Origin of the sequence: Alkalicella caledoniensis (assembly GCF_014467015.1) — a bacterium.
Taxonomy (GTDB): Bacteria; Bacillota; Proteinivoracia; order Proteinivoracales; family Proteinivoracaceae; genus Alkalicella; species Alkalicella caledoniensis.
Genome location: NZ_CP058559.1, coordinates 160,609 through 183,980, shown reverse-complemented (window position 1 = coordinate 183,980; position 23,372 = coordinate 160,609). Strand labels below are relative to the sequence as shown.

Genomic DNA, 23,372 nt, shown 5'->3' with positions numbered 1-23,372 from the left:
AACCGCGAGCTTCTCACCCAAAACTCACCACAGCAATGTTTTAACCAAAAAAACTCCCCACAAAACCAGCTAGGGTTATGAAATCAGATATGAAAAAAACAGATATTCCTCCGCGTTGAAATTAAAGAACTTAATTACTAAGATTTTATATAGTGTGGTGCCCTTTAGTGAAAGATAGTGTGAAGCATTTTTAAAAAATTATTTAGCTCACCGTAACCTCGACATTCTGTAAACATGCTGGGTCAAACTACACTCCACTGAAAGCAACATGCTGGGTCTATTAAATAATAACTTAGCTTTTCTGAATACTAACAATTAAATAGACCCAGCATGTAACAGTAGAACGAGCTATCTTGACCCAGCATGTAGCAAAAAATAGAGGTTACAGTGAGCCAATAGAAAACGGACAGACAAAACGCACACCTCGTCAGGTATTCCAGGTAATCTAAATCAAATATTACGAGTAAGGATCCCCTTGAATTTGTCTTAATTACTAAGCTTTTTTATATAGTGTGGTGCCCTTTAGTGAAAGATAGTGTGAAGCAGGTTTTAAAGAATTATTTAGCTCACGGTAACCTCGACACTCTGTAAACATGCTGGGTCAAACTGCACTCCACTGAAAGCAACATGCTGGGTCTATTTAATAATAACTTAGCTTTTCTGAATACTAACAACTAAATTTGACCCAGCATGTAACAGTAGAACGAGCTATCTTGACCCAGCATGTAGCAAAAAATAGAGGTTACAGTGAGCCAATAAAAAAAGACCCACAAAAACACACCCCAAAATCCGCGTGTTCCGCGTAATCTCCTTTAAAAATCCGCGTAAGGCTCCCTTGAACTTAATCCCTTAAATCTTCCACTCTAATATGAATCAAGAGGTGAACAAATGAACATATTCCACATATCACTAAACAACCTAAAAAGAAGAAAAGTAAAAATGATATTCCTAATGCTAGGACTCGTTGTAGGAGTAGCCACAGTAATAGCCCTAACAAACATAATACAAGCAATGCACATAGAACTAGGTGACAGAATAGACGAATTCGGTGCCAATGCCATAATCCTGCCAAGGACAGAAGGCATGGAAATGAACTATGGAAACAATGTAGGCTCCGACCTCTACCTAGACCTGCAAAAACTCACCATGGATGACATACCAAAAATCTACGAATCATCTGTGGCTGAATACATCAACATAGTATCACCAAAGCTCGTAGGTGCAGTAGAAGCGGGAGACCAAAAAACCATAATAGTAGGAATAGAGCCCAGGGAGGAATTCTTCCAAAAACCTTGGTTCTCCCTAAAAGAACAAGCAGGAAACCAAGACAACCTAGTATTTATAGAGCTCCCTGAGGACTCAATAATCCTAGGAAGTGCAGCATCTGAGGCCCTTAACATGAGAGTGGGTGACCAAGTCACCATCAACCAGCAAACCTTCCATGTATACGGCATACTTGACGAACTAGGAAGTGAAGAAGATGGACTTATCTTTGCTAACCTTGGAGTAGTTCAAGAGCTACTAGGAAGACCTGGAGAACTATCAATGATAGAAGTATCTGCTTACTGTAACAGCTGCCCCATAGAAGAAATCGCCATGGGACTAGAAGATGCCATGCCAAACAGCAGAGTAACCCCCCTAAGACAAGCAGCCCTATTTAGGGAAGAAACCATAGATAACTTCTCATCCTTCGGAATTGCCCTATCAAGCATGGTTCTGATAATAGCTGCCCTAGTAGTACTTACAACCATGCTATCATCAGTAAACGAAAGAACAAGGGAAATAGGAATCTTTAGAGCCATCGGCTTTAGACGTTCACATATAATCCAAATAATTATCCTCGAAGTAGCAATGGTAAGTATAATAGGTGGAATAATAGGTTATTTTTCAGGAAGTCTAATGGCAAAATATGCAGGCCCATATATAGCACAAATCCAAGGAGATATCCCACTACAACTAGACCTACTACTACCAGCAATACTACTATCAACAGGACTAGCAATAATAACAAGCATCTACCCAGCAATAAAAGCAGCAAAACTAGACCCAGCAGAAGCACTAAGGTTTATATAACCTCCATAGACCATAACTCACACAATTGTAGCCAAGGCTTCAGCCTTGGAAGACCCACAAAAATAACACCCCAGACAAAAATCTCTGGTCTTTGTGATTTGGGGAAAACCTATTTCCCAAAACCACAAAAACCATACTGAAATAAATGCCCCGAAAAGGCAAACCCCCATGTAGGGGCAGACCCCAAAACAACTGCCCCTACACCCAAAAACTAAATAGAAATTCACCCAAAAGCTAGCCACTAACTCCACTAAAATCTTAACAAATTACACTAAAAGTTAAACCATCAGCCACCATCTACACCAACCAAAACCACACCATCTGACACCAAAAGTAAAGTAATTCAGGTCTAATTACTAAGATTCTATATAGTGTGGTGCATTTTAGTGAAAATTACTGTGAAGCAGGTTTTGTACTAGTTAATTTGATTTGTTATTTCAAACCGTGAAATTCTCACCCAAAACTCACCAGCAAGTCCTAAACCCAAAAAAAACTTCTCTCAAAACTAACAACACTATTTAAACAATATTAAAAAACAGATCTTCTTCCGCGTTGAAACTAAAGAAGCTTTACTACTCCTGACTACTGCTTCAACTGCGTTAGGCTCATTTGAACTTAATCCTTAAAACAGAATTTCTTCCGCGTTGTAATTTAAGAACCTAATTACTAAACTCAATCCCACATAACGACAGGAGGCGAAACAATGCCAGAAAACATGATAACAATAAAAAACCTAACAAAAGCATACAAATCCATGGGTGACGAAGTACAAGCACTTCGCTCAGTATCCCTAGAAATAAAAAAAGGCGAATCAGTAAGCGTAATGGGACACTCCGGCTCAGGAAAAAGCACCCTGCTGTCAATAATAGGAGCCCTTAATCCTCCAACATCAGGCCTCATAGAAATCGACGGCATAGAAATATACAAACTATCCCAAGAAAGAAGAGCTGACTTCCGTAGAGAATACCTAGGCTTCGTATTCCAACAATTCCAGCTCATCCCATACCTAACAGCCCATGAAAACGTCATGCTACCACTTACAACAACATCTCGCTCAAACAAAGAAAAAAGAGAAATGGCAGCAGAGGCCCTATCTAAAGTTGGCCTAGGAAACAAAATGAATCGCTTGCCAAACCAACTGTCAGGAGGAGAACAAGAACGCGTGGCCATAGCTCGAGCCATAGTAAACGAACCACCACTACTCCTTGCCGACGAACCAACAGGAAGCTTGGACACAAAAACCGGTGACGAAATCATGGAACTATTCCAAAACCTAAACAACGACGGACTAACAATCCTTATGGTAACACACAATCCAGACAACACCCGTTACCTAGGCCGTACAATAGCCATGAAAGACGGATTACTAGTACCAGAAGAAGAAATCATAGTGGCAAGTAATAAAATAGTATAACGGAGGGATAGCATGAAGCTTTATAATATAACATTAAATAACCTCCGCCGCCGCAAAGCCAAAATGTTCTTTGTTCTACTAGGACTAATAATAGGTATTGCCACCATAGTGTCTGTATATGGTGTGGTAGAGACCATGAAATCAGAAATGACTCGTCAAGTGACAGACTTTGGAGTAAACGTTGTTATAACACCCGATGCCGGAGGACTTACTTTTTCCTATGGTGGTATAACACTTCCAGAAATAATGTATGACGTAGAACAATTAACAACTGAAGATGTAAACGCCCTTGAGAACTTACCCTCAAGTGAAATGATAAAAACAATATCTCCAAAATTAATAGGACTAAAGGAAATAGAACACGGTCAAAATGTAGTCATAGTAGGTGCTAATCTACCCCAAGAATTCACTGTCAAGCCTTGGCTGCGCCTTCGGGATCCAAACCAAGAGATGACAAAGGATACTAACCAAGGAGATACCCAATCCCAAGACGGTAAAGATATGGACTTTGAACTAATAGATCTAACCCGGGAAGAACTAGAAAGACTAAATATAGCAGACAATCAACTAGTACTAGGTCCCGTACTTGCACATACCCTGGGGGTAAAAGAAGGGGATCAGTTAACACTAGCGGGACAGGAATTTGAAGTCTTTGGTATACTCCTAGAAAGTGGCTCATCAGAAGACAACCAAGCATTTATAAATCTATCAGTAGCGCAAATGCTAATGGATCGTCCCAACGAAGTAACAGTAATAGAAATGGCAGTAGACTACAAAGCAGGCTCTGAAGAAACACTACTATCTGAAATAGATTCAAAACTTCCACATACCTACGTAACTAGCCTTAGACAAGAAACACTACGCCGAGATGAAATGCTAGCTAGAATAGTAAACTTCGGTATGTCAGTATCAGTAGTAGTACTATTAGTAGGAATGCTAGTGGTAGGGCTAACAATGACGAATTCAGTAAGGGAAAGAACCCGTGAAATAGGAATCTTCAGAGCCATAGGCTTTAGAAAATCCCACATAGCCAAACTAATCCTACTAGAAGGAGCAATCATAAGCTTCGCAGCAGGAATCATAGGCTATCTAGCAGGAACCCTAATAGCCCGAGTCCTAGCGCCATACCTAGCAGCAACAGACCTACAAGTTCCCTGGAGCCTTGAAATACTAGCAGTGGCAATCACCCTATCCCTAACAATAGGCCTACTCTCAACAATATACCCAGCCTACAAAGCCACCCAACAAGACCCAGCCGAAGCCCTAAGGTTTATATAAAACCTGACCCACAAAACACAAACTAAATCTTTTGCCACAGATCTACATGATCCACATGATCTTCAAGACCTAAACACTAACGTCAAAATCTTTACGGCAGGGGTTGGGATCAATACAACCCGGACCAAAATTACAACCCATAAAAACCAACGAACCCAATCAAAAAAATGGGTTCGTTGGTTTTAAATTTATGTGTATATAGTGTAAAATTGTGTGGTCTTCTTGATGTCCATAGTTTTAAAAAAATTAAGACCCAGCATGTAGCATAAGAACGAGTTATGTTTATGACCCAGCATGTTTACAGTATATAGAGGTTACGGTGAGCAAAAAAAGAACTAAAAAAAGTAGCTATGGGTAATTTATTAAGACCATTTTAGCTCACCGTAACAATTAATTATAGAACTGATGCTGGGTCAAACGGCACTCCATATTCAGCTACATGCTGGGTCCTTAAAAACGTTATAAAATATTTTTTATAAAAAGAGGAATATATGCATGTAACTAAGAAGAATAGTAAAAAGCCGATTACTTGACCCAGCATGTAGCAGAAGAACGAGTCATGTTTATGACCCAGCATGTTCGCAGAATATAGAGGTTACAGTGAGCAAAAAAAAGAAGCCAGTGGTAATTTTTTAAAGCCATTTTAGCTCACCGTAACAATTAATTATAGAACCGATGCTGGGTCAAACGGCACTCCATATACAGCTACATGCTGGGTCTTAAAAAAAGTGGATATCTGACGTAAAAATATTGATTACAAAAAAGGATTTCTATAAACAAGAAAGAAAAATAGTAAATAAAAGGTCGATTACTTGACCCAGCATGTAGCAGAAGAACGAGTTATGTTTATGACCCAGCATGTTTACAGTATATAGAGGTTACGGTGAGCAAAAAAAGAACTAAAAAAAGTAGCTAGGGGTAATCTTTTTAAGACTATTTTAGCTCATCGTAACAATTAATTATAGAACTGATGCTGGGTCAAACGGCACTCCATATTCAGCTACATGCTGGGTCTTAGAAACGTATTATATATTGTTTATAAAAAAGGAATTTATATATGTAAGTAAGAAGATTAGTAAAAAGGTCGATTACTTGACCCAGCATGTAGCAGAAGAACGAGTCATGTTTATGACCCAGCATGTTTGCAGAATATAGAGGTTACAGTGAGCAAAAAAAAGCTAGAAAAGAGGGGGAGCTATGTTACTATTCGAAAAACTAACAAAAGAAATAAAGAGTGCTGCTATTGAAGTCCAAAACACGTTAGGTACAGGTTTACTAGAAAAAACTTACGAAAAAGCGCTGATGTATGAACTGGAACTTAGAGGTATAAAAAGTGAGAGCCAGGTATCGATAAAAAATTACTATAAAGGCAAAGAAATAGGACAATACTATGCTGACTTACTAGTAGAAGATAAAATAATCATAGAGTTAAAGTGTGTTACAGCTTTAAAATCAGAACACTTTGCTCAAACAATTCATTACATAAACTCAACACATTATGTACTAGGGATACTAATTAACTTCGGTTCTAAAAAATTAGAATTCAAAAGAATATTAAAATCAGATACTAACATAAGACCCAGCATGTAGCAGAAGAACGAGTTATGTTTATGACCCAGCATGTTTACAGTATATAGAGGTACGGTGAGCAAAAAAAGAACTAAAAAAAGTAGCTAGGGGTAATCTTTTTAAGACTATTTTAGCTCACCGTAACAATTAATAATAGAACTGATGCTGGGTCAAAACGGCACTCCATATTCAGCTACATGCTGGGTCTTAGAAACGTATTATATATTGTTTATAAAAAAGGAATTTATATATGTAAGTAAGAAGAATGGTAAAAAGGTCGATTACTTGACCCAGCATGTAGCAGAAGAACGAGTCATGTTTATGACCCAGCATGTTTACAGAATGAGGAGGTCACAGTGAGCTAAAAAAATAAACAAGCAGGCTTTCATCGCCTGCTTGTTTCTAATTAAGGTTATTAGGTTTTTGCTGCTGCTGTTGTTGCACTTGTTGTTGAGCTGCATTATTTTGGTCGGGGTCTTTAAAACTTGGGTGGATTGGATACCCAGTATTAAACCCAGGGCCATTACCACTAACATTAGGTGTAGAAAGATCAAAATACAACCTCGCTTGCTCATCAACACCAAAATCAAGATTAGACCCAGTTTCCTGAATCCTACCAAAAGCCTGCCTAAACAAAGCATTATGAGCCTCTTCTCGGTTTAACAAGAAATCAATAGTGTCCCTAACATGCTTATCATTAATCTGACGATAAAGGAGCTCATAAACAACCTTAGCCCGTTGCTCAGCAGCTATATTTGATAACAAATCTGCAGGCAAATCACCAGTATTATTAACATAAGCTGCAGTCCATGGTACACCAGAAGCATTAGTCAAATCTGGAGACAAACCAGTTAGAACATGGGCTTCAATAGAACCCGCAGTCACCTGATTAACATCAGGCACATGTCCATTTAATAAATTGACAGTCTGAGCTACCATCTCCATATGACTCAACTCTTCTGCAGCTATATCCATAAACAAATCCTTAATCTCTGGATCCTTAATCCTAAAACTTTGACTCATATACTGCATAGCAGCCTTTAACTCACCCTGTGGACCACCTAACTGCTCCAACATCATTGCAGCATAAGTAGGATTGGGTCTTTCAACCTTAACATCCTGTAAAAGCTTTTTATCATGCTTAAACAATAAAACCAACCTCCTTCATTAGAATTTTCTATCAAAATTAGTATTTGCAAAAATAATCTTAAAAAGTAGCCAATTATTTCTTGAGTACTAAATACAATTTTTTTTTTTATAATCCATATTGTCAAAGCTAAAACTATATGATATATTGAATGTACAATATACAAAATATTGTACATTGCCTGGAGGATAAAAAATGGAACAGTTCAAAACAAAATTACTCTCAAAAAATGGAATAGCCATTATGTCCTTAGCCCGAGAAATGCTTATGCTAGACATAGGAGACAGGACAAAGACTGTGGACCAGTACACTGAAACCTTTGGACTAGGACGAGGAACTATCCAGTTAGCTCTAAAATTCTTGCAGACAGAAAACGCAATCAAACTAGAATCAAGAGGGCACCTAGGTACTTACATAGTAGCAATCGATTATAAGAAACTCTGGATACTGGCTGATATCGGTACAATCATAGGTGTAATGCCATTGCCATATACCAAAAGGTATGAAGGCTTAGCAACAGGCTTATACAAATCCTTTGAAAATGCAGACATCCCATTTAGCTTAGCATTTATGAGGGGAGCCTCTAAACGTATCGAAGCCTTAAATCAAGGTAGATATAACTTTGTTATATTGTCAAAACTTGCAGCTAGCTTAGAGATTAGGAAATCAACTGAAATTGAAATAGCATATGAGTTCCCAGAGTATAGCTATGTAGGAGAGCATGTTGTGGTATTTAGGGATAAAAGACAAAACAAAATCCAATCAGGTATGAAAGTGGGCATAGACCCTGACTCCATAGATCAGTTTCTACTAACATGCTATGAGTGTGAAGGGCTAGAAGTGGAATATGTTGAAACTTCATACAATCAGATACTTCAAAGACTAAAAAACAAAGAAATAGACGCTGCTATTTGGAGTAGTGATGAGCTAAAAAACCACACCACAAAATACAGTATTGCTCCATTGATAAATGCAAAAGCACAAGAAACTGGAAAGGATGATACTACAGCTGTTATAGTAATCAACAAAAACAACAGCTTCTTTAAAGGAATACTAAATAAATTTATTAATATAGAACAAGTGGGAATACTACAAGAAAAAGTTATGAAAGAAGAAATTTTACCTACATACTAGGTAAAAGGGTATAATCCCACTTTTCTTTTAACATCAATATACTAAATTTCGTATAATTAAAAAGGGGTTGTAAAAATGGATGAAATGTTACACATGAGAATTAACCTTCTTAAAGATGCAGGAGAGATCGATGAACAAATTGCCGAAGCCGTTATTAACTTTGCAAAGGATGTAGAAGAACAGTTCAACACCAAACTTGACGAAGAAAATGCTTCAATGCTAATAACCCATGTATGCATGGCATTACCTAGGATTAAAAAGGGAGAAGAGATAAATCCTATAAATGAAGTGGCACTGGCTGAAATAAAACAAAGTCAAGCATATAAAAAAGTGCCAGCTCTAGTAAAGAACCTTGAGCAAAACTTAAATTTACAAATACCTAAATCAGAATTTGGTTACATCGCATTACACCTATGCTCCATGGAAGAGAAAAACAATTCGAAAGGAGGGAAAGTATGATTAAAATAGTTGTTGGAGGCCAAGTAGAAAAACAAGGTATCGCTGACCTAGTAAAAGAAATTGGTGGGGAAAAGGTCCAAGTTGAAATCAAATCAGATATACATGCTGCAAATGATGTAAAAACAAATAAAGCGCACTACTACCTAGGTGCCTGTCATACAGGCGGCGGTGGCGCGTTAAGTATGGCCATGGCTTTACTCACCCGTGACAAATGCGCAACCATATCCATGCCAGGTAAACCCCCTAAGGAAGAAGACATAATTAAAGCAGTACAAGAAGGTAAAGTTGCATTTGGATTTACAGGTGACCACTTTGAAAAAGCAGTGCCAATTATAATGAACGAAATACTTAAAAAGGCCTAGTATTAATTTTACTGCAGTTTTTTTAAAAAAACTGCAGTAAACAAAATAAAAAAAACACAGGGAGGTATGAAGAAATGGAATATATCGTAATAGCCTTAATTGGTGCCCTTGCATCAATAATGGCAAACAAAGGTATAGCTGTTTTCAATGACGGTTTAAGACCAATTATGCCAGAACATACAGAAGGTAGAATGGGAAGAAAGGAGCTAGCAGCCACTGCATTTGCAATGAGCTTTGGACTTGTTATAGGATTTGGTATCCCTTTCTCTCTAACGTCAAGTATCATCTTAATCCATAGTATTTTTCTAGGAACCGATATCATAGGTACATTTTCTCCAGATGGTAAAGTTGGTACACCAGTAGCAGGTATTATCGGTGCAATATATGGTATTGGACTATTAATAGGACTTGAATTTGTAGTTGACCTATTTGCTAAGCTTCCAGTTAACTTCATGGAAAGCTTAGGAGCAGTGGGAAGCCCAATAGTTATAGCTTTTGCAGCTTTCCCAGCCTTAGCAACTGGATTCCAGTACGGCGCAAAAAAAGGTGCACTAAACCTATTCATATCCGTATTAGCTAGACAAGGTGCTGTTTGGCTAAACACAAACCACCCAATCACCATAGGTGAAAGAGTAGTAGCCCTTAACCAAGAAGGTGCAGCACTTATAGTTGGTATGGCAATACTTCTATTTTTCGCAATGACAGAAAAGAGTGAAGAAGAATCAGTAGACCTAGCAGCAATCTTCAGCGAAAGAGTTAAGAGAATCAAAAAGAATTCTCCAATCCTTATGGTAATGGGTGGACTAGTATCCATGGCTACAGCACTAAGCCTAGTTGCAGGTGACCCAATTTCTCTAAACCTATTAAGTGAAGGACAATATGTAGATGCTGGTATCGCAGTAGTTGCAAGGGGTATCGGATTTATCCCACTTATAGCTTCCACCGCTATAGCAACAGGTGTATATGGTCCAGTTGGTATGACATTTGTTTTCGCCATCGGACTATTCGTAAGAAATCCTTTCTTAGCAGCTATTATAGGTGCTGCAGTTATCGGTGCTGAAGTATTCTTGCTTGATGGAATCGCTCGCTTTTTGGATCGTTTCCCAGGTATCAGAAAATCCGGAGACAACATAAGAAACGGTATGTCTAGATTACTTGAAGTAGCCCTATTAGTTGGTGGTATGAATGCAGCCAACGCCATAGCTCCAGGAATTGGTTTCTTTGCAGTAGCTGGCCTATATATCCTAAATGACATAGCAGGCAGACCTGTTGTTAGAATGGCAGTGGGTCCCATAGCTGCTATCCTTGTTGGCATTTTAGTGAACATTTTAGCTGTCCTAGGCTTGTTCGCAGTATAGAAATAATAACTTAGGGGAGAAGAAATTCTCCCCTAAACATTACAAAATAAGTAGGTGATATAAATGGGAATAGATAACCTATTAGACCAAGTATTAAAAATATCTAAAGCAACGGACAAAGCACAAACTCAGCTCAACAAAACTGTAAACTATTACAGAAAAAGTATAATGGATGATGCTGTGAATACTTTACGAAAGAACCCAAAAGCCAACATAAAGCTCTTCGGTATAAAAGATACAAATCAAATACCAACAAGTTTTATAGAAAAATTGCAACAAACTGAAGGCTTTATATTCCACACGGTGGATACAATGGCAGAGGGAGGTAGGGCCATAGATATAAAGCTCACTAACCCCCTCACAGGTAAAGTAATGACAGGTTCATCCAGTGGAAGCTGTATAAATGTACTGCTAGGGATAAATGATTTTGCCATAGGAACAGATGGTGGCGGATCAGTACTGGCGCCTGCCATAAGCTGTGGACTATACTCTATCATGGGAAAAGGACTAGGTCTTAGGGGAAGTATAAAAAGACAATCCACAGACAACATAGAATTCCACCCAGGCTTAGGTATAATCTCCAATGACTTAGAGCTATGCAAGGAAGCAGTACTTAATTTAATAGAAGGAAACAAGCCCGTAAACAACCTTAAATATAAAGTGGCAATACCTAAAAATGGAACAAATATATTACCCAGCGGTATAGATATGTTTGACCTCATTGAAAGAATCATACAACAATCCCATTTAAATCTAGAAGTGGTAGAAATAAAAGATCAGCTACCCCAGGAAAGAAATACAGCCATATCCTTAATAAAAGACATCTTCGAAGAAGAAGTAGACCTTATCATCACTGCGGAAGGTCCCATAGACTACTATAACCTAGGTGACTCTGTACTAGGTCAATGGGGAAAGACAGGGCAACAAACTCAGCAAAACTCCGGAAAGTATCTTGTTAAAGTTGCAAACATGGTAAATGCTACAGCCCTTAGTATACCCACTGAAGAATTAGCAACATCCATAGTGCTAATAGCACCACAAGGAATCCCCCAAGGGTTAAAGGCAATTGATTTTGCTGAGAAGATATCACTTCTATATAAGAGACCACAATTGTTTAACAAATATTTTTTTGAAAGCTATAAAAACAACAACAAAGGATTTTTAGATAATTTTTAGGGGAGGGAAAGTCCATGATAACTACCATTACAGGACAAATAACAAATTCAGGAAAAACATATATCCATGAGCACCTTAAAATAAATCTGTCTGGACACAAAAAAGACCCAGATACAAACTTTGATGACCTTGAAAAAGTTACACTAGAATTATCCACACTAAAACATGATGGTATAGAAACAATAGTGGATGTCACAAACAGGGGCATGGGGCGAGATATCCATGCGATGCTTCAAGTGTCTGAAACCACAGGACTAAACATCATAGCAAGTACTGGGTTTTATAAAGAGCCCTTTTTACCTGACTACGTATACCAACAAAGTGACAAAGAACTCATAAAACTATTACTAGAAGATATTGAAATAGGTATAGATGGCACAACAGCCAAAGCCCATGTACTAGGGGAAGTAGGAACAAGCCATAACACTATAACACCTGTGGAAGAGAGGCTATTAAAACTAATATCCCAAATACACTGCCAAACAGGTAAACCCATATTTACTCACACAACCCTGGGAACCATGGCCTTAGAACAACTGGAGCTACTAAAAAACTGGGGAGTAGACACCGAAAAAGTACTTGTAGGTCACTTAGATCTATCCAGTGATTTAGACTATCACCTAAGGGTGGCTGACAGTGGATGTTTCTTAGGATTTGACACAGTAGGAAAGCTAAACTACCAACCAGATGAAACCCGAGTAAAAATAATCTCAGAACTAATAAAAAGAGGACACCAAGATCAAATAGTACTATCCCAAGACCTTACACGCAAATCACACCTAAAAGAAAACGGCGGAATCGGGTACAGCTATTTATACAATAACTTCATACCTAAACTTATAGAAGAAGGAATAACTGAACAAACAATAGAAAAATTCCTAATCCAAAATCCTTGCAAACTACTAAACACATAAGGAGGTAAATCTTACATGGAAACATACCCCATAAAAACCATAGATATAGAACAAGCTAAACAACTACAATTTAAGCTAGTGGATATAATCCATCAGCACTTTAGAGGAGATGAATTCCTGCAGGCAGGAGACTATGGAGTAGTCCCTGGATTAGGCAAACCCCATCAAACAACTAAAGTAGAAAAAGTCCTTGCTCAATTCTTTGACAGTGAAGCAGCTATACTTTTAAGGGGTGCTGGAACCGGCGCCATCAGAAATGTATTTAATACAACTGTAAAACCCAATGATAAAATAATAGTTCATAAGGCCCCAATCTACCCAACAACCAAAGTAATAATAGAATCAATGGGACTACATGTACAATACCTAGACTTTAATGACCTAGACAATATAAATGAAGAAAAAATAAACACAACGAATTTTGCATTGATTCAATACTCTAGGCAGCAAATGAAGGACAGTTATGATATACAATTGGTAATTAAAAAGCTAAAAGAAGTAAATAAAAATATAACAATCCTCACAGATGACAACTATGTAGTTATGAAAACACAGAAGATTGGAGCCCAGCTAGGTGCTGACGCATCTGCCTTTTCGTTATTTAAGCTACTAGGCCCTGAAGGTGTTGGATGTGTAGTGGGCAAACAAGAAATCATAGATAAAATAAAAAGACACAACTACTCAGGGGGTAGCCAAGTACAAGGATTCGAAGCAATGGAGGCATTACGAGCACTTGTATATGCTCCAGTATCCCTAGCCATCCAAGGAGAAGAAGGTAATAAGATAATACAAAGACTAAATCAAGGTGAAGCACAAGGTGTAAAAAAGGCCTTCATAGCCAATGCCCAATCTAGGGTTATACTAGTTGAGCTAGAAAACCCAGTGGCAAAACAAGTTCTGCAACATTGTAATGAACTAGGTGGAGCACCACACCCTGTAGGTGCTGAATCCAAATACGAGATAACTTCTATGTTTTATAGGGTATCTGGGACATTTTTAGAATCAGACCCATCCTTAGAACACTATATGATAAGAATAAATCCAATGCGCTCTGGAGCAGACACAGTCATAAGGATACTAAAAGCAGCCATAGAACTATCAAACAAGAAAGGGGAATAGGCTACGTTATGTTTCTAAAAAAACTTCAAAAAACTAATCCCCAACTAATCCAAACTGCCTTGGAACTACATCAAAGCGGGCAAATTGAACCGAACACATACATCTTAGACCTAGATTCAATAATCGAAAACACCAAAAGTATAGTAGAAACTGCCAGGGAAAACAACATAGATTTATACATGATGACAAAACAAATAGGAAGAAACCCCATTGTGGCAAATGCCATAGCCCAAAACGGTATAAAAAAAGCTGTGGCCGTTGACCCTTGGGAAGCATTAGCACTTAATAAAGCAGGTATAGAACTTGGTAATGTAGGACATCTAGTTCAAATTCCCAGCAGTATGCTTAAAAGTATAATTCAACTAAAGCCAGAGGTTATCACAGTATACTCAGTTCAAAAAGCCATGGAAATCTCAAATATCTGTAAAGAAATTGGCCAAAACCAGAAACTACTCCTCAAAGTAGTGGGGCCAAATGATACAATCTACGACGGTCAGTTAGGTGGCTTCAAGGAAGAGGAAATCCTAGAAGCAGCAAAAACAATACAACAACTAGAAAACATATCTATTGCTGGTGTTACAGCATTTCCATCCTTTCTATATAGTCCTGACACAGGTAGCATAGAAAAAACAGAAAATGCCCATACCCTAATGCGCACAGTGGATATCCTGCAAAATGAGCTTGGGATAAAACTTGAGCAGATCAATGCACCCAGCGCCACGTCATCTTACACCATACCCTTCCTTAAAAAAATGGGTGCCACCCACGGAGAACCAGGCCATGCTCTGACAGGTACAACTCCATTGCACGGTTACAAAGAACAAAAAGAAAAAATCGCCATGGTCTATGTAAGTGAGATATCCCATAAATTCGACAACAAAGCCTTCGTGTACGGAGGAGGCTTTTATAGTAGATCTCAACTAGAAGGAGCTCTAGTGGGAAGAGAGTACCAAAAATTAATGGATAACTTCCTAAAAGGTATGGAAAATGACCCTGGAGCCATAGACTATTACGGCACATTAAATCTAGAAGATAAAAAAGTGGATATAGGGGATACTGCCATCTACTGTTTTAGAACACAAATATTTGTAACAAGGAGCAAAGTAGCGGTAGTTGAAGGTATCCAAAAAGGAGCACCAAAGCTCCTTGGTATATACGATAACCTAGGTACAAAAATAAGATAGGTGTGATTCAAATGAAAAGATTAATACTACTAGTTATAGATAGCTTAGGTGTAGGATACATGGATGATGTAGCTGAAGTTAGACCCCAAGACATAGGTGCTAACACCTTCAAACACATCCTAGACAACGCAGTAGATTTTAACATACCTACATTAGAACTATTAGGTATAAATAACATACTTAATCACCCTAAACTAAAAAAAACCACCCCAGTGGCAAGCTACGGCACCATGAACCTACAACATCAAGGTGCTGACAGCTATGCAGGCCATCAAGAAATCATGGGGACATACCCAAAGGCCCCAAATATAGCTCCATTTAAAGAATATATACAAGAAGTAAAAAATGCCCTAGAACAAAGAGGGTATAAAACTATAATTCCAGACCCAACACAACCCTATATTAAAGTAGAAGACCATATTGTAATAGCAGACAACATCGAAACAGACTACGGACAAATCTACAACCTTACAGCAGCCCTGGACCATATATCCTTTGAAAAAGTACTTGAGATAGCAAACATCGTGAGGCAAATAGTAAAGGTCAATAGGGTAATAGCCTTAGGTGGAGAAGCTATAACCATAAAAGATATCGAAAATAGTATTGAAACAAGGAAAGATGGACTTACAGGTGTCAATTCACCTAAATCTGGAGTATACAAAAAAGGATATAACGTAAGGCACATAGGTTATGGTGTAAATCCAAACACACAAATAAGCACCATACTAACAGAAAACAACAAAGAAGTAACCCTGATAGGTAAAATGCAGGATGTAATAACCTGTGAAAAAGCCACAAAAAAGCCAGCAGTGGAAACTCAGCTGGTAATGGAACTTATTTTAAAAGCCATGAAAACAACAAAAGAAGGGCTAATAGCAGCAACTGTCCAAGAAACAGACCTAGCAGGACACAGCCAAGACCCTCAAAAATACGCAGAAATAATAATGATAATAGATAAACACCTAAAAACCATCATAGAAAAAATGACAACCCAAGATACACTAATAATAACAGCAGATCATGGCAACGACCCAACAATAGGCCACAGCCAACACACAAGGGAAAAAACCCCATTACTACTCTACAACAAAAACACCAAACCCCAAAACCTTGGCACAAGAAAAACCCTATCAGACATAGCAGCAACAATAGCCCACATCTTCAACACCGCCCCCCCAGAACACGGAACACCCTTCCAAAACCACTAAAGTACCCATAAAAGGGTACTTTTTAAATAACAAAAAACAATATAAGCCTAAAACAAAACCCCAAAAAAATAAAAAAAAAATGAAACCTTTTCACCCCCCAACCGTCTATATAACTAGTTGCATTAACCAATAGACCCTCAAACCTAATAACAAGCACATATCTAAATAGAGGAAGTTTCAGCAACCTTGATCAACAGAACTACAGCTACAGAAACCTCCATAACATGTAAACCCAAAAAACAACCTATCAGCTACAGAAACATCCATAACAAGCAAACATGCTGGGTCAAACCAAAGATAATATGCTACATGCTGGGTCAAACCAAAGATAATATGCTACATGCTGGGTCAAACCAAAGATAATATGCTACATGCTGGGTCAAACCAAAGATAATATGCTACATGCTGGGTCTTAATATAAAGATTTAACTATCAATATAATTTAGATTTAAAGCAAATATATCAGACAGTATCAGATTCATACAGAGAAAAATAAGAGTAAAAAATATCTCAAAATTACTATATTAACCAATAATATTCATACGAGTCTCCAAGACCCAGCATGTAGCAAAAAGTAAAAGTTTCCGCCCAGCCCTGACCCAGCAGATTACACAATATAGAAGTTTTAGAACGTATTTATCTCTTCACTGAAAAATTATAAAGAGAATATAAACTACACAATAAAAAAATGATAAAACACCAAACCAAAAAACAAAAAAAATAAAGACCCAGCATGTAGCCCAGATCAATCACTAGACCTTGACCCAGCATGTAGCAGAAGAACGACGTTTCTGTAGCCAATAAAAGACCCAGCATGTAACAAAAAGTAGAAGTTTCCGCCCAGCCTTGACCCAGCAGATTACACAATATAGAAGTTTTAGAAAATTATTTATCTCTTCACTGAACAAATTATAAAGAGAATATAATTCTACATAAATATAGACCTGATAGAACATCAAAACCAAAAAACAAAAAAATAAAGACCCAGCATGTAGCCCAGATCAATCCCTAGACCTCGACCCAGCATGTAGCAGCATAAGGACGTTTCTGTAGCCAATAAAAGACCCAGCATACTTGCAAAAAATAGAAGTTTCCGTTCAGCCTTGACCCAGCAGATTACACAATATAGAAGTTTTAATAAAGTATTTATCTCTTCACTGAACAAATTATAAAGAGAATATAAACTACACAAATATAAACCTGATAGAACAACCAAACCAAAAAACAAAAAAATAAAGACCCAGCATGTAGCCCAGATCAATCCCTAGACCTCGACCCAGCATGTAGCAGCATAAGGACGTTTCTGTAGCCAATAAATAAATTTAAATTAATAAACTCCATAAGGGGGGATGAGATGCTACTATACGAAAAACTCTCAGGCCAAATAATAAACGCTGCAATAGAAGTACATAGCATACTAGGAACAGGACTCCTAGAAAAATCATACGAAAGAGCACTAATCCACGAACTATCAATTAGAGGACTAAAATGCATCAATCAAGTACCAATAAAATTAGAATATAAAAATATAGACATAGGACAATACTTCGCCGATATCATAGTAGAAGACAAAATAATCCTAGAACTAAAATGTGTATCAACCCTAAACAACGAACACATGGCCCAAACAATCCACTACGTAAACACAACAAACTACAACCTAGCCCTACTAATAAACTTTGGCTCTAAAAAACTAGAATTCAAAAGAATCCTTAAAACAACTGATTAAATAAATCAGCTACAGAAACTCCATAACATCTAATAAAAAAAACCAGCTACAGAAACATCCATACAAGCAAACATGCTGGGTCAAACCAAGAGAAAACAAGCTACATGCTGGGTCTTAACATAAAGATTTGATTTATAATCTCAAAATTACTATAACAACCATACAAAAGTCCCTAAGACCCAGCATGTAACAAAAAATAGAAGTTTCCGCCCAGCCTTGACCCAGCAGAACTACCTATATAGAAGTTTTAGAAAAATATTTATCACTTCAATGAACAAATTTATGAAGATAATATAAACTACACAATAAAAAAAATGACAAAACACCAAACCCAAAAAACAAAAAAAATAAGGACCCAGCATGTAGCCCAGATCAATCACTAGACCTTTGACCCAGCATGTAGCAGCAGAACGACGTTTCCGTAGCCAATAAAGGACCCAGCATGTAACAAAAAGTAGAAGTTTCCGTTCAGCCTTGACCCAGCAGAACTACCTATATAGATGTTTTAGAAAAATATTTTTATCACTTCAATGAACAAATTTATGAAGATAATATAAACTACACAATAAAAAAATGACAAAACACCAAACCCAAAAAAACAAAAAAATAAAGACCCAGCATGTAGCCCAGATCAATATATAGATTTTAGACCCAGCATGTAGCAGTAGAACGACGTTTCCGTAGCCAACAAGCTTTTATCTTTCATTTTTTATATCATTTGTAAACAAAATAAAAACAAAAACAACAAACCTTGCACAACATAGTCCAAAAGTGCTATTATAAACTTTAGAAGTTTTTACAAAGCAGGAGGTTTTACCAATGACCGCAGCAAACGAAAAAACAAAAGTAGTAATAGGCATGTCCGGCGGAGTAGACTCCTCCGTAGCAGCACTACTACTAAAAGAACAAGGCTATGACGTCATAGGCATATTCATGAAAAACTGGGAAGAAAAAGACGAAAACGGCGTATGCACATCAACAGCCGACTACGAAGACGTACGAAAAGTATGCAGCCAAATAGGCATCCCATACTACACAGTCAACTTCGAAAAAGAATACTGGGACAGAGTATTCCAATACTTCCTAGACGAATACAAAAAAGGAAGAACCCCAAACCCAGACGTCATGTGCAACAAAGAAATAAAATTCAAAGCATTCCTAGACTATGCACTTAAAATAGGGGCACAGTACCTAGCAACAGGACACTATGCCCAAGTAGACCATATAGATGGAGAATACAAACTAATCCGAGGTGCAGACGACAACAAAGACCAAACATACTTCCTAAACACCTTAGGACAATACGAACTATCCAAAACCCTTTTCCCAGTGGGTCACCTAAACAAAAAAGACCTTAGGGACATAGCAAAAAAAGCAGGACTTGCCACAGCCACTAAAAAAGACAGTACAGGTATCTGCTTCATAGGAGAAAAGAACTTTAAAGAATTCCTGTCTAACTACCTACCAGCAAAACGTGGGGAAATGAGAACCCTAGACGGAGAACTTAAAGGCAAACACGACGGCCTAATGTACTACACCCTAGGCCAAAGAAAAGGCTTAGGAATAGGTGGACAAGGTACAGGAGAACCATGGTTTGTAGTTGGCAAAGACCTAGTGAAAAACATCCTATACGTAGAACAAGGCACAGACCACCCAAAACTGTACTCCAAAGGCCTATACGCCACAGACATGCACTTTGTCTCTGACAAAGGAGTTCCACAAACATTCAAGTGTACAGCAAAAATACGCTACAGACAAAAAGACCAAAAATGTACAGTTATAATGAAAGAAAACAACACCTGTGAAATAATCTTTGACGAACCAGTAAGAGCAGTAACACCGGGACAGGCCGTGGTACTATACCAAGACCAGTACTGCCTAGGTGGGGGGATAATAGACAAAATTTACAAATAGCTCAAAGAGCTAAGGGGAGGACAAGTTAGAATGACCAGAAGTAGGGTTGATAAATCCAAAACAAAGAAGATAAAAATTTTCAACAAAGAATTTACAAAAAAACAAATAGTACTTATTGTAACAGCAATTGTATTAGTACCACTGCTAGTTTATGGTGGTACAATAGGAGTAAGATTATGGAATATTTATAGTACTATATCTAAAGATATTGATGATTTCGAAGGCATAGACCCAAGTGATTTAGATGTAGAAGAAGTAGAAGGGGATGAAATTCCTGAGGATGAAATTGATTTTATAAAATATACTGATGATCCTATATACGAGCAAAGGAGCCCTAAGGATCCTAACAAATTAAATATACTACTTATTGGAACAGATGCTGTAGGTGGGCAAGGTGGGCATAGAGCAGACACAATAATGGTAGTTCAATTCGATAAAACAACTAATAAATCAGCTATTTTATCAATACCAAGGGATACCTTTGTGAAAATTCCAGGGCGGAAATATGACAAAATAAATCACTCATACGCTTTTGGGGGTCCAAGGTTATTAAAAGAAACAATAGAAGGTTTTTTAGATATTCATATTGATCATTATGCTCAAGTAGGGTTCGATGGTTTCGGAAAAATTGTCGATTCTTTAGGAGGAATACCTGTAAATGTCCAGCATGACATGATTGACTCTCAGGGGGGGCATATGGTATTTAGCAAGGGAAATCATCATATGAACGGAGATCAAGTTCTGACCTATGTAAGGGCTAGATACCTTACTATAGGTGGTAGTGATTTCGGTAGAATTAAAAGACAGCAAGAGATTATGGTTACAATTTTTGGTAGTATTAGAAATAACTTTTCTCTTAACAGAACACTGAATATGCTTGAAGCTATGAGTCCATTTTTAAGAACTGATGTAACGCCAACAACTGTAATGAGTAACTGGACTAACTTTACCAGTGTAAACCCTAGTGCAATAGAATTAGAAACGCTACAAGGTGAAGGGTTTATTTATAAACGCATATACTATTATCGGGTTCCTATAATTGACGCCAGAGCTACTATGAGCCAATTAACTAACTAAAAAAACCGACTTGTTCGGTTTTTTTAGTTGCATGTCGAAACAAGTCGAACGGTTGCTCTTGAAATCCATTTTATAAAAACATAAAATTAAGTTATGAACATTTTAATGTATTAGTTTAAACATAATTTGGAAAAATTATGCATTTTTACTGGAAAAAAGTTTATAATAGAGTTTTAGAAGGATTATTGTAACATTTGTCGAATAATATATCTATTGCTGCTATAAATTAATATAACTTTTTATATAAAGAGTTTATTTAAGAAAGGAATGATTTACTTGAATTACAATCCAGTTTTTAAAAGGCTACTTGACATCTTACTATCATTAACATCACTTTTGTTTTTTTGGCCACTGTTTATCATTATTGCAATACTAATTCGGATTGACTCTAAGGGGCCAATTATATTTAGACAAAAAAGATATGGTCAAGACAAAAACCATTTTTACATATTGAAATTCAGGACAATGTGTATGGAAACACCTAGTGATATGCCAACACATAAGCTAGATAACCCAGATGCATGTATAACTAGGGTAGGGAAAATTTTGCGTAAAACAAGTTTAGACGAACTTCCGCAATTATTAAATATTTTAAAGGGTGAAATGAGTATAATAGGGCCTCGACCTGTAGTGCTATGTGAACATGATGTTATTAGAGAAAGAGATAAATACGGTGCCAATGATATTAAACCTGGAATTACTGGCTGGGCACAAATTAACGGGCGAGATGAATTGTCAGCATATGAAAAAGCAAAATTTGATGGAGAATATACAAGCCAAGTATCTTTCTATAATGACTTTAAAATCTTTTTGAAAACTATTTTCTATGTAATTAAAAGAGAAGGAGTAAGAGAAGGTTCTCAAGACATTACTTCACCACAACCTAATATGCAACTGATCGTAAATAAACCTTTAAACAAAAAGAAATCTATAAATAACACCCCTATACAAACCATGGAGAAGCAAGCAAGCGTAAGATAATATGTAATACTATTTGCAGCTAAGGAGATGTTGAAATGAAAATACTTGTAGTCGCTCAATACTACTATCCAGAACAATTTCGCACTAATGATATTTGTAAACAATTAGTACAAGATGGACATGCAGTCACTGTTCTTACTGGTATTCCTAATTATCCCCAAGGCAAATTTTATGATGGGTACGGGATATTTAAAAACAGGGAAGAAGTACACGAAGGTGTTAATATTATAAGGACCTTCTTGATACCCAGGGGCAATAACAAAATTCAACTAGCTCTAAACTACTTTTCCTTTGTTATAGCAGGTTGGTTCAAAGCACTAAGTTTACTAAAGTATGACTTTGATTGCGTGTTTGTGTACGAAACATCTCCAATAACAATGGCTTTACCAGCAATATATATTAAAAAGAAAAAGAAGATACCATTAATAATGTATGTAACAGATTTATGGCCTGAGAATGTTCAAGCTGCAGGCGGAATAAATAATAAGAAAATACTTGGGATGATAGGTATAGTAGTAGACTATATTTATAACTCCTGTGACAAGATATTAGTTTCATCAAAAAATTTTATAGAGGCAGTTTCTAATAGGGGACATAACAAAAATAAGATAGAATTTTGGCCTCAATATGCTGAGGAACTATACACTGATAAAAACGTAGCTGATGAAAGTGAGCTGGATGATATCCCTGGTGGTTTTAATATTATGTTTACAGGAAATATAGGACAAGCCCAAGGACTAGATATTGCAATTGAGGCAGCAGAAATCTTAAAAGATCAATTAGACATAAACTGGGTTTTTATCGGTGATGGTAGTGCTAAAATTCAACTTCAAAAGCAAGTAAAGAAGAAAAAATTAGAGAACAATTTTAAGTTTATTTCTAAAAAGCCGGTGGAGCTTATGCCATTATATCTTGCAAAGGCTGACGCGGCTTTTCTATCCTTAAAAGATGATCCTGTTTTTTCTATGACTTTGCCAGCTAAGCTACAGTCGTATATGGCATCTGGTATACCAATATTAGCTTCTATTAATGGGGAAGCTGCAAATACAGTCTTAGAAGCAAGAGCAGGTTTAGTAAATAATGCAGGTAACGCTGCAGAATTAGCAAAGAATGTACTGACCTTATATAATATGTCAAATGAAGAACGTAAAATGCTGGGAAAAAATGCTCGAGATTTTTTCGAGGTTAACTATAAAAAAACCCTTCTAATGGATAAGTTTTATAAAATTCTAAATGATCAAATTTGTATATCTGATAGCATATAAGTAAATTTATT

Annotated in this window: 19 protein-coding genes; 18 read left to right on the top strand and 1 reads right to left on the bottom strand. The window is 37.1% G+C overall.

The genetic code is table 11. From position 1 onward, the window contains the following. Positions 1 to 888 precede the first annotated feature (888 nt). The 4 genes from HYG86_RS00930 to HYG86_RS00915 all read left to right on the top strand — a co-directional run bounded on the left by HYG86_RS00930 (position 889) and on the right by HYG86_RS00915 (position 6,355). Entirely contained in the window at positions 889 to 2,073 is a 1,185-nt protein-coding gene (locus HYG86_RS00930; protein ID WP_213167105.1) for an ABC transporter permease, read from the top strand. 703 nt (positions 2,074 to 2,776) lie between these two features. After that, a complete protein-coding gene (locus tag HYG86_RS00925) occupies positions 2,777 to 3,487 on the top strand; it encodes an ABC transporter ATP-binding protein (protein ID WP_281391301.1) in 711 nt (236 codons plus the stop codon). A gap of 12 nt (positions 3,488 to 3,499) precedes the next feature. Next, complete coding sequence (locus tag HYG86_RS00920; RefSeq protein ID WP_213167104.1) at positions 3,500 to 4,765, top strand: ABC transporter permease; 1,266 nt, start codon at positions 3,500 to 3,502, stop codon at positions 4,763 to 4,765. Between the two features lie 1,197 nt (positions 4,766 to 5,962). Next, entirely contained in the window at positions 5,963 to 6,355 is a 393-nt protein-coding gene (locus HYG86_RS00915; protein WP_213167103.1) for a GxxExxY protein, read from the top strand. Positions 6,356 to 6,736: 381 nt separating this feature from the next. Here HYG86_RS00915 and HYG86_RS00910 read toward each other — a convergent pair whose 3' ends face one another. After that, positions 6,737 to 7,483, bottom strand: coding sequence for a manganese catalase family protein (locus tag HYG86_RS00910; protein WP_213167102.1), 747 nt, complete (start codon positions 7,481 to 7,483; stop codon positions 6,737 to 6,739). Between the two features lie 193 nt (positions 7,484 to 7,676). Between HYG86_RS00910 and yhfZ the strand changes: the two genes are divergently transcribed. From yhfZ to HYG86_RS00840, 14 genes are all read left to right on the top strand, one after another. Next, positions 7,677 to 8,615 carry a GntR family transcriptional regulator YhfZ gene (gene yhfZ / locus HYG86_RS00905; RefSeq protein ID WP_213167101.1) on the top strand — a complete coding sequence of 313 codons (939 nt, stop codon included), beginning with the start codon at positions 7,677 to 7,679 and terminating at the stop codon, positions 8,613 to 8,615. 75 nt (positions 8,616 to 8,690) lie between these two features. Then, positions 8,691 to 9,074, top strand: coding sequence for a PRD domain-containing protein (locus HYG86_RS00900; protein WP_213167100.1), 384 nt, complete (start codon positions 8,691 to 8,693; stop codon positions 9,072 to 9,074). Further along, a complete protein-coding gene (locus HYG86_RS00895) occupies positions 9,071 to 9,436 on the top strand; it encodes a DUF2620 domain-containing protein (protein WP_213167099.1) in 366 nt (121 codons plus the stop codon). The genes HYG86_RS00900 and HYG86_RS00895 overlap by 4 nt, the downstream gene beginning before the upstream one ends. A gap of 74 nt (positions 9,437 to 9,510) precedes the next feature. Next, positions 9,511 to 10,794, top strand: a complete 1,284-nt coding sequence (locus HYG86_RS00890) for a YhfT family protein (RefSeq protein WP_213167098.1) — start codon at positions 9,511 to 9,513, stop codon at positions 10,792 to 10,794. 63 nt (positions 10,795 to 10,857) lie between these two features. Further along, positions 10,858 to 11,970, top strand: coding sequence for an amidase family protein (locus HYG86_RS00885; RefSeq protein WP_213167097.1), 1,113 nt, complete (start codon positions 10,858 to 10,860; stop codon positions 11,968 to 11,970). Positions 11,971 to 11,984: 14 nt separating this feature from the next. Then, entirely contained in the window at positions 11,985 to 12,884 is a 900-nt protein-coding gene (locus HYG86_RS00880) for a phosphotriesterase family protein (protein ID WP_213167096.1), read from the top strand. 15 nt (positions 12,885 to 12,899) lie between these two features. Then, positions 12,900 to 14,003, top strand: coding sequence for an aminotransferase class V-fold PLP-dependent enzyme (locus HYG86_RS00875; protein ID WP_213167095.1), 1,104 nt, complete (start codon positions 12,900 to 12,902; stop codon positions 14,001 to 14,003). Between the two features lie 8 nt (positions 14,004 to 14,011). Continuing rightward, entirely contained in the window at positions 14,012 to 15,187 is a 1,176-nt protein-coding gene (locus tag HYG86_RS00870) for a YhfX family PLP-dependent enzyme (RefSeq protein WP_213167094.1), read from the top strand. 11 nt (positions 15,188 to 15,198) lie between these two features. Beyond that, the gene (locus tag HYG86_RS00865) at positions 15,199 to 16,395 is read left to right on the top strand and encodes a phosphopentomutase (protein ID WP_213167093.1); all 1,197 of its coding nucleotides are present in this window, start codon (positions 15,199 to 15,201) and stop codon (positions 16,393 to 16,395) included. Between the two features lie 1,354 nt (positions 16,396 to 17,749). Then, positions 17,750 to 18,124 (top strand): GxxExxY protein, encoded by a 375-nt coding sequence (locus HYG86_RS00860; RefSeq protein WP_213167092.1) that lies wholly within the window; start codon positions 17,750 to 17,752, stop codon positions 18,122 to 18,124. Positions 18,125 to 18,943: 819 nt separating this feature from the next. Continuing rightward, positions 18,944 to 20,038 carry a tRNA 2-thiouridine(34) synthase MnmA gene (gene mnmA / locus HYG86_RS00855; protein WP_213167091.1) on the top strand — a complete coding sequence of 365 codons (1,095 nt, stop codon included), beginning with the start codon at positions 18,944 to 18,946 and terminating at the stop codon, positions 20,036 to 20,038. A gap of 30 nt (positions 20,039 to 20,068) precedes the next feature. Next, the gene (locus HYG86_RS00850; RefSeq protein WP_213167090.1) at positions 20,069 to 21,115 is read left to right on the top strand and encodes an LCP family protein; all 1,047 of its coding nucleotides are present in this window, start codon (positions 20,069 to 20,071) and stop codon (positions 21,113 to 21,115) included. 267 nt (positions 21,116 to 21,382) lie between these two features. After that, positions 21,383 to 22,096 (top strand): sugar transferase, encoded by a 714-nt coding sequence (locus HYG86_RS00845; protein WP_213167089.1) that lies wholly within the window; start codon positions 21,383 to 21,385, stop codon positions 22,094 to 22,096. A 35-nt stretch (positions 22,097 to 22,131) separates the two neighbouring features. After that, a complete protein-coding gene (locus HYG86_RS00840; protein WP_213167088.1) occupies positions 22,132 to 23,361 on the top strand; it encodes a glycosyltransferase family 4 protein in 1,230 nt (409 codons plus the stop codon). Positions 23,362 to 23,372 lie beyond the last annotated feature (11 nt).